The sequence below is a fragment of the Paraburkholderia oxyphila NBRC 105797 genome (genome assembly GCF_000685075.1).
Taxonomy (GTDB): Bacteria; Pseudomonadota; Gammaproteobacteria; order Burkholderiales; family Burkholderiaceae; genus Paraburkholderia; species Paraburkholderia oxyphila.
Genome location: NZ_BAYD01000028.1, coordinates 36337 through 50076 on the forward strand (window position 1 = coordinate 36337; position 13740 = coordinate 50076).

A 13740-nucleotide genomic window follows, 5' to 3' on the forward strand; every position below is an offset into this window, starting at 1 on the left:
CTGAAGCCGGTTCAGAACTTCGTGCGAATGCCGGTGAACACGGCGACCTGCCGGTTCGTCGACGACGCGCCCCCTGCGTACGCGATCGAAGCGATATTGCTGTAGCCGGCTCCCACGCGCGTGGACGCGTCGCCGGCCGCGAGCTGATACGTGCCGGAGAGATAGACGTCGGTGCGCTTCGACAGCGCGTAGTCCACGCCCAGCGTGAACTGATGCCACTTTGGCTTGAGCGTCGCGCCACCCGTGCCCGGCAGGCCATTCGCCCTCCCGTCCGTGAAGGTGTACACGCCGATCAGCGTCACGGCCGGCGTGAGCAGATAACGCAGGTTCGCGTCGTAGTTGTTGAACTTGCGCGACGAGCCGTCGTTGTAGTTCAACTCCGTATGGCTGAACGCAAAGCCCGCGGTCGCCTTGCCAAGCTTGTAGTTGGTCCCGGCGGCCGCGATCTGCTGCCGACTCACTCCGCCGTCGAGGTTGTAGAAGAACGCTCCGCTATAGTCGTCGCCGCTCGTGCTCGATGCGCCCCCGACAGCGCCGCTCGTGTTGGTCGCCGTGTCCGGATGGTCGAGCAGCACGTAGCCGGCGCCAATGGAGAACGGCCCATTCGCATAGTTCGCGGCGACACCCCACGCGCGGTTGTTGCCGAAGCCCTGCCCGGTGCCACCCGCCTGATTGCTGAACGCGTACATGCCGTCGAGGGTGAAGCCCCCTATCGTGTCACTGCGGAATTTCACGGCGTTGTTGATGCGAAACGTCTGGTTCAGGTTGTCGTTGTCACCCACGTGCGTGGACGGCGACCAGAAGCCCGAACCCGCGTATTGCGCGACGAGATCCGCGAGCGGTTCGTACTGACGCCCGAGCGTGAACGTGCCGATGCCGTTCTTCGCGAGACCGACGAACGCGCTGCGTCCAAACAGACGACCGCCCTGCCCGGACGTGCCGTCGTTGGGCTTGAAGCCGCTTTCGAGCGTGAACACCGCGCTCAGGCCGCCGCCGAGATCCTCGTTGCCCTTCAAGCCCCAACGGCTGCCGCTCAGGCGGCCGCTCGTCTGCTGGAAGACCGACCCGCCCTTGATGTTGTTGACGTAGCCGATACCGGCATCGACGAGACCATACAGCGTGACGGAGCTTTGGGCATGCGCGACGACGGGTGCGACGGACAACAGTCCTGCCGCTGCGAAAAGTGCTTTATTCATCTATTTGACCTGTTTTTGTTTGATACGCTTAGGATGACTACTTATTAGAATCATGAAAAACTACTGAATTTCCCTGTCGATTCGGCTATCGGAAAAGCGATCGGCGCGCCAGTCGGCAAGCCATGGCGGACACCTAACTACGGAAATCAACGTTGCTATGTTCGCGCACGTTCGGCTTCGAATCGCCATCGATGCGAATCGGCTCGACCTTGCCGAGAAGGAACAGATAGTTGAGGATCGCGACGCCGATGAGCGCGGACGAGACCACGAGCGCAGGCACGAACGACCCCGTCGCACCGACGATCGCGCCCGTGACGACCGGCCCGACCACGCCGCCGATGTTCGATACCGTGTTCTGAATGCCGGCCACCATCGAAACCGCATTGGGCGGCGCGACGTCGCCGGGCAGCGCCCAGACCTGCGAAGCGGCAACGGTCGTTCCTGACTTCGCGATGCACAACAGCAGCACGGCGAGCGCGGCCGAGTCCACAAACGCCGCAAAACCAATGCTCGACGCCATCAGCAACCCGATCACCAGGAACAACTTGCGCGTGGCCGTCAGCGAAAGCTTGCCCGACGCGAACACGCGGTCGGAAGCCCAGCCAGCGAAAATCTCGACGACGATCGAAGCGAGCAACGGCAGCGACGCCATCCATCCCATTTCCATCATCGTCATGCCGCGCGCCTTGACGAGATACGTGGGCAGCCAGGTAATGAAGAAATACGAGTTGTAGTTGATCATGAAGAAGCCGATGCACATCGCCCAGACATTGCGGTGCGCGAGCAGTTTGCGCAGCGCGGGCCGCGCATCGTTCCTTTTGTCCTGCGCCACATGATCGCTCTCGATGTGCGCGAGCTCTTCGGCATTGACCCACTTGTGATCGCGCGGCGAATCGCTGAACGTGAACTGCCAGACCGCATACCAGATGAGCCCGAGCACCCCCGTCAGGGCAAACGTGAGCTTCCAGTCGAACGTGACCAGCATCGCGGCGATAAGCGGCAGCGCGATCGCGCCGCCAAGCTTCGAACCGCTGTCGAAAATGCCGGCGACCGTCGCGCGCTCGCGACGCGGAAACCATTTCGACGCGATGCCGGCATTGCTCGGATAGGCGCCCGCCTCCCCCACGCCAAGCGCCACGCGCAACGCCACGAGCGACTTGAAGCCGTTGGCGACGCCGGTCGCGGCCGTCGCCAGCGACCACCAGACGACCGCGAAACCGAGCACTTTCTTCTGGCCGAAGCGATCGGCCAGGAAGCCCGCGGGCAGTTGAAGGAGCGCATACGACCAGAAAAATGCCGACATGACCACGCCCATTTCCACAGCGCCCAGATGGAATTCAGACTGGATGCGCGGCGCGGCCGCCGACAGCACGGTACGGTCGATGTAATTGATCGCAATCGCCGCCCACATGAGGCCGGCAACCCACCAGCGCACCCTGGAACGACTGCGCACGGCGGCCTGGTTCATCTTGTGTCTCCTGTTCTAGTAATAATGTCTCGTCGCAATCGCCGGAAGCGGTGCGGGGTGCCGTCTCTGGGCGCGCCCGGGTCGCATGCCCCTCTTTCAGGCGCAACGTTACCGGTGACTGTAACCGGTAACATTCGGCGCAATAGTAGTATGGTTCGAGAATAATTGCCACCCTCTTTTTCCCTGACGCCGGGTTTTACGCAGCGGCCGCAAGCACTGCATCTCGGCGCCGCCTGAGGGGGAAAGCTGCAGGCCATCAAGCCGAGTAAACCGCCGCTTTTGGTACGTACACGTGCAGCAAACCAAAGCTTATGAAGGAGGCGCCGAACTTCAAGGTCCGGTCCATGCGCGGTCGGCGAGAGTAGATGCGCCTACTGCCAAAGAAGCGATAACGACCAAACGCACAGCCGCACGGCGGATAGTGTGACCGGTTCGCGCAAGCGCCAGCGGTCCCGCAAAGAACGATTCTGGGGACATGCGCAGCAACTGGTGCCGCTCATTCGCGCATCCGAAATCCTTAGCATGTCCTTCGCGCCCTGCTTCACGAGCTTCACCGGCAACGGAGTCATGCCCCAGTCCAGGTACCGGCAGAATCACAGCCTCGCCGAAATGGAACGCGAAAACGGGTCGCGCTCGGCCGCCGTGCACCGTCGCATGTTCGACACATGACTTTTGCCGCAGGTGCCATTTCGGCTGCAACGCATTGGACGGCCCGCCGACCAGAAACGATCGTGGCGTGGAATCCGGACTACGGACATTGGTGCAAAGGCAGCAACAGTCCGACCCGTCATGCTGAGATACACGGGTTGCTATAACTCGAGTGAGCGCAATCTTTCCGCAGAATGTGTTTCACGACGAACCCTTAAGATTAGTTTTCGTATCTTGAGTCTGGCCACAAGCGTAAAAACTTGTATTGATTCGTCATGCAAAGTAATTCGCGTATTATTTCATTGGGCCGAGGAAAACGGGCCTCAACCAGAATCGCTCGCGCGATACTGCATGTATCCAGCTGCGCCAAGGATGATCTTGATGCCCAGCACCCAAGAGTCGGCTCGCCGACAGGTTCATGGCACGCGCTGATGGCACCGCAGCCTGGCTGCGGCGTACCCCGCCTCCTGAAGTCGTTTTCGATCTCCAGCCCCACCCGGGGACATCCGAGCAGGCGAACGATTATGACCTACACTGGAAACTCATCGTTCGCGTGCTCGAGGGTCGCCTTGACGCAACGCAATGTCGCTGGTGCCCGATTGAAGCAGGCGAATGCCATGGCACGGGCAGCGCACTGTCATCTGCTGCCCGAATACATCTGGAACTGATGTTCAAGAAGGGGGCATCATGTTGCAAGCCAGTGAAATGCAAAAGCGCTTTAGTCATCTGCAGCAAACCGTCAGCGAGGCGTCACGTACCCTGCACGCCGATGCGACGATTCCAAAGGACTTGATGAAATGCGTGGATGAACTTGATAACGAATGCAAATCGGCAAAGAAGGTCATGTCCACCAAAGATGACGGTCGAATCCGGCAGTGGATTGATGATCTCGAACGGATAGGCGATCGTGCAGAGCGAGCTTGCCAAAAGGCCGGCAGTCTCGATACCAGGATCGTGAATGCGGTCAGTTCGATGCACTCTGAGCTTTCTGACCTGCAGCGGCAACTGCATTGACCTGCCTGTTGGCCCCGGTCCAACCCGCCGGGGTCATTTGCACTTTGGCGCCTTCAAGGCGCATGAGAGTGCTCCCGCCGACACGTTCAGAAGCGCCTTGCAGCCTGTCACAGGAAAATCAAGGCCGCCGTGGTCATGAACGAGCAGTTAGCCTGCGAAACACGAACTTGGATGTGAACTGCGCTGGGTACTTGCATTCAGGGCGAATGTTGTTGGACCGTTAGTTGCGTATGTCGAAATGCGGGTGCGAGTTTACGTATAGAGCAACTATCGATTTTTAAATGCCGGCTTAGCGGACTCAAAGTTGGTCGTCGTGTCTGCGAACCCGTCTCATCGAGACTCCGGCCGACTTCGCCACCGTCAAAGAGCCAGACGTTCATGGCCACCGGCCCGGGGCGCCGCGCTTTGCATGGTCCAATCGCGTCGTTCTGTATTGTTTCGGCTGCGGCAACAGTGAGTTTGTCTTTTAGGTATTTACCCTAACTACCAGACCTCCTAGACTGCTTTTAGTCCTGCGGGCAACCCCAGTTCGCAGCATAAAAATGCAAATCTGGAGGTAATTGCCATGAAGTCGCTGATTCAGGCTGTCGTTATCGCCGCCACCCTTGCTGCCCCGGTCGCAGTCTTCGCCCAGTCGAACCAGCCGTTGACCCGCGCTCAAGTCCGCGAGGAACTCATTCAGATCGAAAAGGCTGGCTATAACCCGGCGAGTGCCAACCCCTATGAATACCCAGCGAACATTCAGGCTGCTGAAGCCCGCGTCGCTGCGCAAAACAGCGCCGTGGGTGGCGTGACCAGTGGTTCGTCTCAGGAAGGGCACGCGGCGCAGTAAGCTGCCCTCCGTAACAGCCGCGATTCCCCACGGGCCCGCCAGCGCATCGTCGCGATGGCGGGCCCGCTGCGTTTCAGACGTTCGCCGCGTTCGCCACGATCGCTTTCGGTTCAGTGGAGCCTGGTCGCGTGACGACGACGCGCGGTTGCAAGCAGAGGATTGGCTTCGGCCTCCACGCCACGCGCCTTCGAGCCGGCTTCAGAGATAACGACCCGCACGTCCTGCTCGAAGGCCTCTTCGAGCCGCCGCCACGCGAGGTCGATGCAATCTTCGCCGTTGCCAGCGCTCGCTGCCGCCCCGGCGCTGGCCTTCGCGGCCAGACCGAATGCTGCAACTGCCTCGTCCCAAGTCAGGCCGCACTCCATCACCTGCTGAACAAGCTTCCCGGCCACAAGGCCAATTTTCGTCGCAAGTTCGTCGTCCATAATCTATTTTCCCTGCTAAACCGATCCAGCAAGTGCGAGAAATGCGTCACGGGTGTCCGGCCACGCCAGGCCGTCGCGCTCGGCTGCCGCTCGTAGCGTCGTCGAGCCATACGCGCCGCAGCGATTCGCCACGTCCCTGAACGTCAGCCCGCAGGCCATCAGCTCGACCGCTTCGGCATTGCGCCTGTACAGGCCGTAGTCATCGCCCGGTATCCGTTGCAGCCGAAAACCACGCAGCGCCGCCGCGATAAACAAGGTGCGATCCAGTTCGCCCAGTTCAGTGTTGCTCATTCCAGATTTCCAGTTCGTGGCCGCGCCGCGGTTCGAGCGGCTCATCCAGCACATCGGCTGAGCCCCCGTTCAGCTCGGCGGCCGCATCGCCCAACTCAAGGCAAATTCGTCGGTGGCCGCGAGGATACAAAGGACCTGACGGCGGTCGCCGATCAACTCGTGTCCCTCGATTCTGAAATCACCCTCAAAGGCGTCGTGCAGACGCTCCAGAGCTGCGCGCGCGTCGCCACCGGCTTCGTGGAAAAAGAGAACTTCCGGAATGTTGTACATGATCGCCCCAACGTTCACTCAGAATAGCGCGGCCTGTTCGTGGTGCGCCGCTTCCCCAGCCGTTGCTTCCTGCGCCGGACCACGCGCATCTGCTTTCGGACGCGCCGGCGCTGCGTAGACGGTGCCGCCAGCCTTGAGGCTCCCGACGAGCGCCTTGATCGCATCCAGGGCACTGGCGAAAGCCGTCGGCCGCCCCGGCACAAACCAGCCGGCGTTGTGTGGCACGGCATCGCTCCTGACGCATCCGAGCTCTGCCGCGAGCACGCCAAGCGCTTCTTCCACCGAGTTGACCATCGGCAACGACGGCGGCGCGGAAAGCACCGGCCGCTGAAGCGCGAGCGCTACTGGCGCCGGGGCCCTGGCCGCAAGTTCGTCGTTATCCAGCAATGGGTCGCCGATCGCGGTATCCGGCGGGGTGCCCGGTCCCACGGGCTCCATCCACTGCATCATCCGCGCAAAGTCAGTGGCGTCCGGAAACCACCGGACGTCAGATCCATCGACGATCGCCTTGCGTGTCCCGCCTTTGTGGCTGAGCGTGTAGCCGGTGATCTCGTAGCCGCAGCGCTCTATGATGCGCGCCGCTCTTGCGTGTGACACCTGCGTCACCGCGCCGAGCGCAGGGAGGACGGGCGTAGCATCCTGCATCCCTTCGGCTGCGTCATGCAGTATGGCCTCGCTGGCCTGAGCGGGCGTCGTGTCTTCCATGGGCTTCCTGGTTAAATCGATAATCCTGACTTCAGTCCTGGAGCAAGCGAAGTGGTTCGGGCACGACCACAATCATCGACCGTTCAGCTTCAGGCGATGTCCTGACGGGGCATACTTGAAGTCGACCTTGGCCGGCAAGATGAACACGTGGTGCCCCGTCGCAATCGAGAGCTGAAACTAGCGCCCGCCATATCGCTGTTCCCGTATGAATCGGGCGCGATTTTATGCGCGCCGTGTTCGATATTCAACATGTGTTCGGCATCGACCGGACGGCTCGCGATCTCTGCGGCGCCCTTTGAGCCGCACGAGGCTGCGAATGTCGCTGGTTAATACGGGAGAAGGTGCACCAAGAGCGCAGCTGCTGCGACGAGAGCAAATGGCCAGGATCGCAGGGAAAGCTGCCAGTCCACCCTCGACGGCCAGGCTGATGCCAGAATTTGTCCGAGCGACAGCCAGATGAATACGTCCCAGGATGACAACACGAACCCGTTGCGTACGCGCAGCAAGGCGACCAGCGGAGCGACGACGAAGCCCAACAGCGGAGCCAGGCTCGCCGGTGCCGCATTCCACCACTGCAGGTTCTCGAATTCCACCACGCCGAACACATAGCTTCCGTCACGCGCGCGGCGCGGCCACAACGAGAGGCGAACCGGCCGCGCACCCACGAAAAAACCGATAAAAAGGTGCAGCAGCTCATGCGCGACCGTTCCCGGGAAGGCGATCATCGCAAACGCGAAATTGGCACGCCCCCAGCGCACCAGGATCAAGGCCAGCAGGACAGCCGGCGAGAGGTAGGCGAGTACTGGCCTGAGCGGAACGCTGGCGGGAAACGGCATCATGATTATCAGGGTTGCGCGAAGACCACGCACGTTGGAGACACGGGATGCACTGCGGCGCCTTCAGCGCCAGAAGCCATGGCAACTGATCTGTCGAGAATCACGGTTTCAGAGCCAGGGTTGAATAGTATGCTATCCCCGACCAGCAACCCGTTGCTTCACGCAGGTCGGAGTGATTACGTGCGCCCCTGGTTTCAGCGAATGGAGTCATGAGCCCCATGGCTCCGGCGCTCTTTCGATCATGCTCGCGTCAAATGCTCAGGCACCTCAAGCTTTGCGCTTTCCGGCGTCACGACCCGCTCGGTGAGAGGTATACCCGAAACCCCTGCAGGACTTCATTTCGCCGCCGCCATGTCCATGCCCGTTCACGCTGTACCAATACTTAAAGTGTCTATCACTCTTGTCCAGACGTACATTTTCGGCCCATGGCGCTACTGACGCATCAAAATGCCGACATCGCCTACATCTATAATCAAAACGATACCAACGATCGCATGGAGCCCTACTTTATGAATCAAGCCCGCGGGCGATATGCGGGATCCCGGGACGGCGGCCAACGCCAACCTCGCCACCAAGGAAAATCTCCGTCCAATCGGCAGGGAAAGCCGTATGTCAAGGCGCCTCCCCGAGACTCCACGCAGACCGCCTCCATTTTCAAAACACGATCGTTTCAGTTTCTGGTCGATGCGGTAGGCGCAGAGAATATCGCGATAGCACTTGAATCCAGCATGACGCGCGTGGCCGAACTGATGAAGGGCGAGAGGTTCACGCCCGAGACCGCCTTTCACATGGAAACCACGCTTGGATTGCCACAGGGATTTTTTGACCAGCCCAATCCTGCACTCGCGGCCGAGACGATCGCTCGGCTGAAGTCACCGCTCGACTTCATTCAAAGAGACGACGGACCCGACATCGAGTCGGAAGCACTGAAGCCGGCCTCTGCCCTGGACGTCGGCCAACAACCCCTTTTTAAAGACAGTTTGTCCGAGGAAGCGCAAATGCCAAGAAAAGCAACTGGCGGGTCGCCCAGGGCCGTCAAGAAAAGTCGAAGCCGAACGGGCGAACAGACTCAACCTGATGCGCCGCCAAAAGTTTCGCCTTCGAAGGACAAGACGTCTCCTGAATCGACCGAACAGCAAACGCTGGCGCTAAACGATAGCGCCGAGGTAGAAAACATCCGCCGCGCCAACCTTCACGTTCTCACGAGTCGCAACGGATCGAAAGCAAGACTGGGTGTGGTCATGGCGATGAGTGGATCCAACATGGCCCATCGGCTACATGGCAAGAAACGGATGGACAGTGCCGAAGCAAACCGGTTCACGGAGCGACTTGGTTTGCCAACCGGCTGGCTGGACACCCCACGCTCCGAAGCCGAGATTCCCGAGTCGGTGTCCCATATGCTCGCCCCTGCCCCGCGTGGTCGCGTTTCGGCTCAACAACACGAAGCGCTCGCGACCGTCGCAAACGATGGTGAGCAGGAGAAGCCCTCCGATGCGAAGGCGCGCACGGGACGCGCGCAGGCGGGCGCCCTCGGCGAATCGGAAAATTCCTCACGTGTTTCGGCGGATGTCGCAGGAGAGAAAGAGACGATCGTCGTCAGCCCACAGGATCCGGTCAGTGATCTTCCCGGCGACCTTGCCGGTCGCTCACCTGAAGAAAGTCATGGCGAGGCCCCGGCAGCCATACCGGCCACCCTTGAGTCGTTTCCCGCCGCCGCAATACCGCAGCGAAACCCGCTCCCCTACGCGTGCGTGACCAGCCTGGACAATCTTCACGGTATTGAACCGATAGCGGAAGCATTGCTCAAGACGCTGGCAGGTAAAGCACGCACGGGTCGCCTGGACGAATTGAAAGCGCTGGAACTTTTGCAGCAAGCGGTCTTGTTGTGAGTCGGTGGTAGCGTGCCAGGCCCCTTGTGCCATGACGCATCAAGCGCGTCGAGGGGGCCTGGGCCCGGCGCGCGCAAATATCGCCCCGTTTCAGGTCGACGGTCGAGTGCGGATACCTCCCTGTACCCAGGCGAGGAAGGCGCTGTAGACTTTGCCCGATGAAGGCCCCATTTCTTACCACTCTCGCGTTAGCCTCCGGCAACACCGCCGCGTGGATCCTTGGCCTGCGCGTCGAAGCCGCGACGCGCTGGCTGCCTGCGTGGTATCGCGTCGACCACTGGGGCGATTCAACGCTCGTGGTGCTTGCGACGCTTTCCCTCTACCTCATGAGCCGCGCGCCACTGCGCGAATATTTTGCTCACTGCGTCGCGTTGTTCCTGGTGTGGGAGATTCCGACCTTTCTGGATTTCGTCGCAGAGTCACTGGGTCCGCCACTGCCCGAGCAGGTGCATACGAGCGTGGGGCCTTATCTTGGCGGGACCATGCTGGCCATCACGGCGGCGTCCGTGTTGATCGCTGCGCTCCGTGTCGCTCCGGCGCGTCGAAAACCGCGCACTGGTGGCCGTCGCGCGCCGCCTCGCCAGCGCGCCCGGCGCTCTAACTAAACCGCGGCTTCCCTGTTGTGGCGGATCGCAACGCAGCCTCATAAAAGCTGCATCGGCGCGGCAGGAACCGCCGTGGGGCCGGGCTTGCTGTTTCGCATCACGGGGATGTCCGAATGCATCTGCGCGACGTCAAGGCTCGGGGAAGTGAGGATCGGACGCGTCGCAACGTTAGCTGCCCGCGACGGCATCTGCGAACAGTCTTCGCAACTGAGCATACCTTTCCATTTTGAGCGCTGCCGATTGACCGGCATTCCCGTTGGCGATATACACTGCGTTTCAGCTATGCCGATTCAGTCGATCTGGTAGTCGATCGGCGTTGTGGCGATCTCGAAGCGAGGGGAAAACTGTCTTATGGATGACGAACTCTGGAAGAAGATCGGCCTTGTGGCTGGCAAGCTTGTTCAGCAGGTCATGGAGAATGGCCTGAGTTGGGATGAGGCAGTTGCAGCGTTCGGTCTCGCCGCGAAGGCCAGCGCCGAGTCGGCAGCGAGCGCTGCGGACGACGGCGATGAAGATTGCGTCGAGTTCGCGCGGCGCCGGCTCGAAGATGCCTTCAACCAGGATGTTCGGGTCATCGTGACGGAAGCCAGCTCGACGGAGCGTAGCGCAGAGGTTGAAGATAACCCTTTGCTTGCGACTGCACGTCGCCGTCAGACGGCCAGGTTTCACTGAGCCGGAAGACATCGTGACAAAGCCTTACTGCATTGACGTTTCCTCGAGGAGAGATACCGTTTGGGTGACGGCGCACGACGGCTCGTGCGTGGGCCGCTTCAGCAAATGCTTCGGAATCGATGTGCATCGAACCGCGACCGAGCAGCTGGCCGGAGCAGACCAATGCCTGCGTTGTACTCATGAGCCAGCCGGGGAAGCCGAATGGCGAGAGTTTTGTGAGGCTGTCCTGCTGCATCACGAGATCGAAGTCCCGTTCGGCACGATCAGTTTTGAAGAATGAAAAGCGACGCATCCCCGGCGCTCGATCCGGCACACCGCGTTGCATGGAGTTGCCATCGACACCCCGGGTGCGTCGCTCGCCCAGTGCGGCGATCATGAATGGCAACAGGATGGCAATTTGACGGAAGAGCGCGTATGAGTACGCATGCAAACGCAGACACTTTACTTGCATGGTTTCGTGCACGTCCGGATGCGACGGTTGGCGACATCGTTGCGTCTGGAATGATGAAGTCGCGCACGGCGTCCGACGCCGTGCAGTATGCGCTTCGTAACGCCGCCCTCGAGCGCCTTGTCCGTGCGAGAACATGCGCAAGGGAACGTGTGCAGTATCGCGCAACGGGAATCGCGCTTCCCGCTCCCAAAACTGCGGCTGCGAGCGCATCTTTCGACGGTCTGCTGGAAGCATGGGGCATGGCCCTTGAACCGATTCCTCTTCGGATGACCGAATCACGCAGACACCATATTTCGGATAACGAACAGTAGAACGACGCGAAACAAACGTCGATGTGGAGCATTCACGGAAGCGGGTGATTTTGACCGTTAGTTACGTCCAGGCGGCTTGCCACGCGTCGGCCTGACAGGTATCCACGCACCGTAGCGAACCAGGCAGGAGCTGTGCAACTTTGCTCGCAGCACCTCCGGTTCAGTGGAGTTTGGCCGCCTGACGACGACGCGCGGCTGAAATCCGGGGGTTGTAATGCTTCGACCTCCGCACTACTCGCGTGCGCGCTTCAATTTGGCCGACTCTGCCTGATGCCGACGCACCCACTCAGCGAACGCCTCGTCCTCGATGCGGTAGTCGCCGAGCGCGAACCGGGTAGCGATGTGCTGCGTCTGGAGTCGGCGCAGAGCATGCGCCGCTGTGTTCTTCGTTGCGCGCTTCCCGGTCAGTTCCGCTAAGCGCGCGAGCAACGTCACGACCGCCTGGTCCGCCGGGTTCATCTCTGTCCATTGCCGGAGAAAGTTCTCGTCCGAAAAGACGGAGGCCCTGGTGTGAGCCAGTGCTGCTTCGTCGCCCTGCACCTGATAGAGCATGGAGCGCTCGATGAACCGCTTGAATAACTCCGGCGTGCGATGCAGTTCCTCAAACGCGTGCATGCCCTGTTCCAGCGTCAGCCGGTTTCTGGCCATGCTGTTCAACAGCTTGATGGTGAAGGCGACCAAGTCCCTGTCGAGCAGTGGAAACGGCTCTAGCGCGGCCCAGTTATAGAACGGCTCGGACGCCCGTGCGAACATCTCGCGCAGCGTGGTCTCCGAGCTGCCCGCGAAAATGACCTTGATGCGGTCCTTACGGATATCGAGCGCCGCGCGCAGCGCGTGCACGAAATCAGTGTGGTCGGCCTGCGCAAGAACCTGGGCTTCGTGTACGCGAGCGCGGCCGGCAGGAGGTCCCGACGGAGAAACTCGGTTTTCCCCATCCGCCGACGTGCGAACAGTCCACGGGCTGACAACAGCTTCAGCTCGAATGCCTGGAGGTAAACGGATGCAAGCTCGGGGCGGGAAAAGTGCCACGGGTCCGGCTGCAAGGTTTCAAGCGTTATCATGAAACTTGAGGAGTATCAAATCAGATGATACCGATTCATACCACTGCGGGCTCCCTCCGTAGACTGGCGCGGGTCGGCAAAGCTGTGCGGCCTCCGTCAGCGGAGTGCTAAAACGCAAGTTCCATTGCAGCGACGGGCGGCGGCTAGCCAGTCACCTCACATCCCGCCCATCATGCACCAGCAAGAGTCATGGAGCCAAAATGTCAGGCCGCACGCCGCAGTATCGCCCGTGACAGAAACCAGCGAAGGCGTCCGGCGTACCAGACTTGTCGAACACAGGGACACAAAGAAGCAGGACTCGCTTGAGTAACACCGACCTGTATCTGTGGCGAGCAGCAGAAACAGGACTACCAATGGCATATAATCTATCCTGTTAGAGAAGCCTTTTCTTCTGCTTCCGTCGAGAAGACGGACTTCCATCAAGCCATCAATTGAATGGGAGTCCTTTTTCCCGGAGCAACGCGCCGTGTCCCCAGCTATTACGATATGAGGGAATTGAAATCCCATGGAAAAGACGCTGGGTGATAACGAGCTATTCTGGTGGCATACGCCTTGCATTAATTGGCAATGCAAGGCGCGCGGAGCATATCTGGATGGACGAGAGAAAGCGTGAAAGCATCGTCGCCTACCTGCGGCGACGGATGGCCGAATTCGGAATCAGGCCGGAAGACATTGCCGTCTCCATCGCAGCTGACCAGGAGCGGCTGCGAACAGCGCGATACCGCGATGCCTTTGGCCACACATGGGATGGGAAAGGTGCTGCGCCTCAATGGGTGGCGCAAGCCATCAGTGCCGGGCAGTCGCTCGAGCATTTTGCAATCAGCAAAGCGCCGGAACCGGGGGCAGACAAGCGCCCCGGCGTTGACTGGCGCGACGACCCGTTTGCTGGAACCAGACTGGCGAGAAGAACCGCCTGAGATTCATCAGACATCGAGCATAAGTACCGTTCCCCGGTATCAATAAAACGCGCTACGGCTGCTGTTCGATTAAACGGCCAACGTATTTTCGTCTGAGCGGCGCCCCCTTCGGCCAGCGCAACATTGTCGATGGACGTTGCCTGATTCAG

General features: G+C 60.5%; 15 protein-coding genes. 7 read left to right on the forward strand and 8 right to left on the reverse strand.

Going from position 1 to position 13740, the window contains the following annotated elements; genetic code table 11:
* Positions 1-11: 11 nt before the first annotated feature.
* Together BO1_RS18725 and BO1_RS18730 are read right to left on the reverse strand one after the other, a co-directional pair.
* The gene (locus BO1_RS18725) at positions 12-1196 is read right to left on the reverse strand and encodes a porin (RefSeq protein ID WP_028218871.1); all 1185 of its coding nucleotides are present in this window, start codon (positions 1194-1196) and stop codon (positions 12-14) included.
* Between the two features lie 133 nt (positions 1197-1329).
* Positions 1330-2664, reverse strand: coding sequence for an MFS transporter (locus BO1_RS18730; RefSeq protein WP_028218872.1), 1335 nt, complete (start codon positions 2662-2664; stop codon positions 1330-1332).
* Positions 2665-3999: 1335 nt separating this feature from the next.
* On the opposite strand from BO1_RS18730, the gene BO1_RS51670 reads away from it, so the two are divergent.
* Both BO1_RS51670 and BO1_RS18745 read left to right on the forward strand, forming a co-directional pair.
* Positions 4000-4326 carry a hypothetical protein gene (locus tag BO1_RS51670; protein ID WP_043285387.1) on the forward strand — a complete coding sequence of 109 codons (327 nt, stop codon included), beginning with the start codon at positions 4000-4002 and terminating at the stop codon, positions 4324-4326.
* 565 nt (positions 4327-4891) lie between these two features.
* Positions 4892-5158 (forward strand): DUF4148 domain-containing protein, encoded by a 267-nt coding sequence (locus tag BO1_RS18745; protein WP_028218873.1) that lies wholly within the window; start codon positions 4892-4894, stop codon positions 5156-5158.
* Positions 5159-5268: 110 nt separating this feature from the next.
* On the opposite strand, the gene BO1_RS18750 is transcribed toward BO1_RS18745, so the two are convergent.
* The 5 genes from BO1_RS18750 to BO1_RS61240 form a co-directional block, all read right to left on the reverse strand.
* Positions 5269-5583 carry a hypothetical protein gene (locus BO1_RS18750; RefSeq protein WP_028218874.1) on the reverse strand — a complete coding sequence of 105 codons (315 nt, stop codon included), beginning with the start codon at positions 5581-5583 and terminating at the stop codon, positions 5269-5271.
* A 15-nt stretch (positions 5584-5598) separates the two neighbouring features.
* Entirely contained in the window at positions 5599-5874 is a 276-nt protein-coding gene (locus tag BO1_RS18755) for a hypothetical protein (RefSeq protein WP_028218875.1), read from the reverse strand.
* 69 nt (positions 5875-5943) lie between these two features.
* The gene (locus tag BO1_RS18760) at positions 5944-6144 is read right to left on the reverse strand and encodes a hypothetical protein (RefSeq protein ID WP_156992312.1); all 201 of its coding nucleotides are present in this window, start codon (positions 6142-6144) and stop codon (positions 5944-5946) included.
* Positions 6145-6162: 18 nt separating this feature from the next.
* Positions 6163-6849 carry a hypothetical protein gene (locus BO1_RS18765; protein ID WP_028218877.1) on the reverse strand — a complete coding sequence of 229 codons (687 nt, stop codon included), beginning with the start codon at positions 6847-6849 and terminating at the stop codon, positions 6163-6165.
* A gap of 326 nt (positions 6850-7175) precedes the next feature.
* Positions 7176-7688 (reverse strand): hypothetical protein, encoded by a 513-nt coding sequence (locus BO1_RS61240; RefSeq protein WP_052409513.1) that lies wholly within the window; start codon positions 7686-7688, stop codon positions 7176-7178.
* 506 nt (positions 7689-8194) lie between these two features.
* On the opposite strand from BO1_RS61240, the gene BO1_RS18780 reads away from it, so the two are divergent.
* From BO1_RS18780 to BO1_RS57675, 4 genes are all read left to right on the forward strand, one after another.
* Positions 8195-9574, forward strand: a complete 1380-nt coding sequence (locus tag BO1_RS18780) for a hypothetical protein (RefSeq protein ID WP_028218879.1) — start codon at positions 8195-8197, stop codon at positions 9572-9574.
* Positions 9575-9732: 158 nt separating this feature from the next.
* Positions 9733-10179: a hypothetical protein gene (locus BO1_RS18785; RefSeq protein ID WP_028218880.1), complete on the forward strand. Its 447-nt coding sequence runs from the start codon at positions 9733-9735 to the stop codon at positions 10177-10179.
* A 351-nt stretch (positions 10180-10530) separates the two neighbouring features.
* Positions 10531-10851, forward strand: coding sequence for a hypothetical protein (locus tag BO1_RS18795; RefSeq protein WP_028218881.1), 321 nt, complete (start codon positions 10531-10533; stop codon positions 10849-10851).
* Between the two features lie 13 nt (positions 10852-10864).
* Positions 10865-11131, forward strand: a complete 267-nt coding sequence (locus BO1_RS57675) for a hypothetical protein (RefSeq protein ID WP_084688044.1) — start codon at positions 10865-10867, stop codon at positions 11129-11131.
* 713 nt (positions 11132-11844) lie between these two features.
* Here BO1_RS57675 and BO1_RS51680 read toward each other — a convergent pair.
* A complete protein-coding gene (locus BO1_RS51680; RefSeq protein ID WP_245643833.1) occupies positions 11845-12453 on the reverse strand; it encodes an ATP-binding protein in 609 nt (202 codons plus the stop codon).
* An 814-nt stretch (positions 12454-13267) separates the two neighbouring features.
* Here BO1_RS51680 and BO1_RS18805 point away from each other — a divergent pair.
* The gene (locus tag BO1_RS18805; protein ID WP_028218882.1) at positions 13268-13591 is read left to right on the forward strand and encodes an H-NS histone family protein; all 324 of its coding nucleotides are present in this window, start codon (positions 13268-13270) and stop codon (positions 13589-13591) included.
* Positions 13592-13740: the final 149 nt, after the last annotated feature.

What these genes read in the sequence shown, in the direction of transcription:
- BO1_RS18725 (WP_028218871.1), bottom strand. Translation starts at nt 1,196, where the DNA reads ATGAATAAAGCACTTTTCGCAGCGGCAGGACTGTTGTCCGTCGCACCC.
- BO1_RS18730 (WP_028218872.1), bottom strand. Translation starts at nt 2,664, where the DNA reads ATGAACCAGGCCGCCGTGCGCAGTCGTTCCAGGGTGCGCTGGTGGGTT.
- BO1_RS51670 (WP_043285387.1), top strand. Translation starts at nt 4,000, where the DNA reads ATGTTGCAAGCCAGTGAAATGCAAAAGCGCTTTAGTCATCTGCAGCAA.
- BO1_RS18745 (WP_028218873.1), top strand. Translation starts at nt 4,892, where the DNA reads ATGAAGTCGCTGATTCAGGCTGTCGTTATCGCCGCCACCCTTGCTGCC.
- BO1_RS18750 (WP_028218874.1), bottom strand. Translation starts at nt 5,583, where the DNA reads ATGGACGACGAACTTGCGACGAAAATTGGCCTTGTGGCCGGGAAGCTT.
- BO1_RS18755 (WP_028218875.1), bottom strand. Translation starts at nt 5,874, where the DNA reads ATGAGCAACACTGAACTGGGCGAACTGGATCGCACCTTGTTTATCGCG.
- BO1_RS18760 (WP_156992312.1), bottom strand. Translation starts at nt 6,144, where the DNA reads ATGTACAACATTCCGGAAGTTCTCTTTTTCCACGAAGCCGGTGGCGAC.
- BO1_RS18765 (WP_028218877.1), bottom strand. Translation starts at nt 6,849, where the DNA reads ATGGAAGACACGACGCCCGCTCAGGCCAGCGAGGCCATACTGCATGAC.
- BO1_RS61240 (WP_052409513.1), bottom strand. Translation starts at nt 7,688, where the DNA reads ATGATGCCGTTTCCCGCCAGCGTTCCGCTCAGGCCAGTACTCGCCTAC.
- BO1_RS18780 (WP_028218879.1), top strand. Translation starts at nt 8,195, where the DNA reads ATGAATCAAGCCCGCGGGCGATATGCGGGATCCCGGGACGGCGGCCAA.
- BO1_RS18785 (WP_028218880.1), top strand. Translation starts at nt 9,733, where the DNA reads ATGAAGGCCCCATTTCTTACCACTCTCGCGTTAGCCTCCGGCAACACC.
- BO1_RS18795 (WP_028218881.1), top strand. Translation starts at nt 10,531, where the DNA reads ATGGATGACGAACTCTGGAAGAAGATCGGCCTTGTGGCTGGCAAGCTT.
- BO1_RS18805 (WP_028218882.1), top strand. Translation starts at nt 13,268, where the DNA reads ATGGACGAGAGAAAGCGTGAAAGCATCGTCGCCTACCTGCGGCGACGG.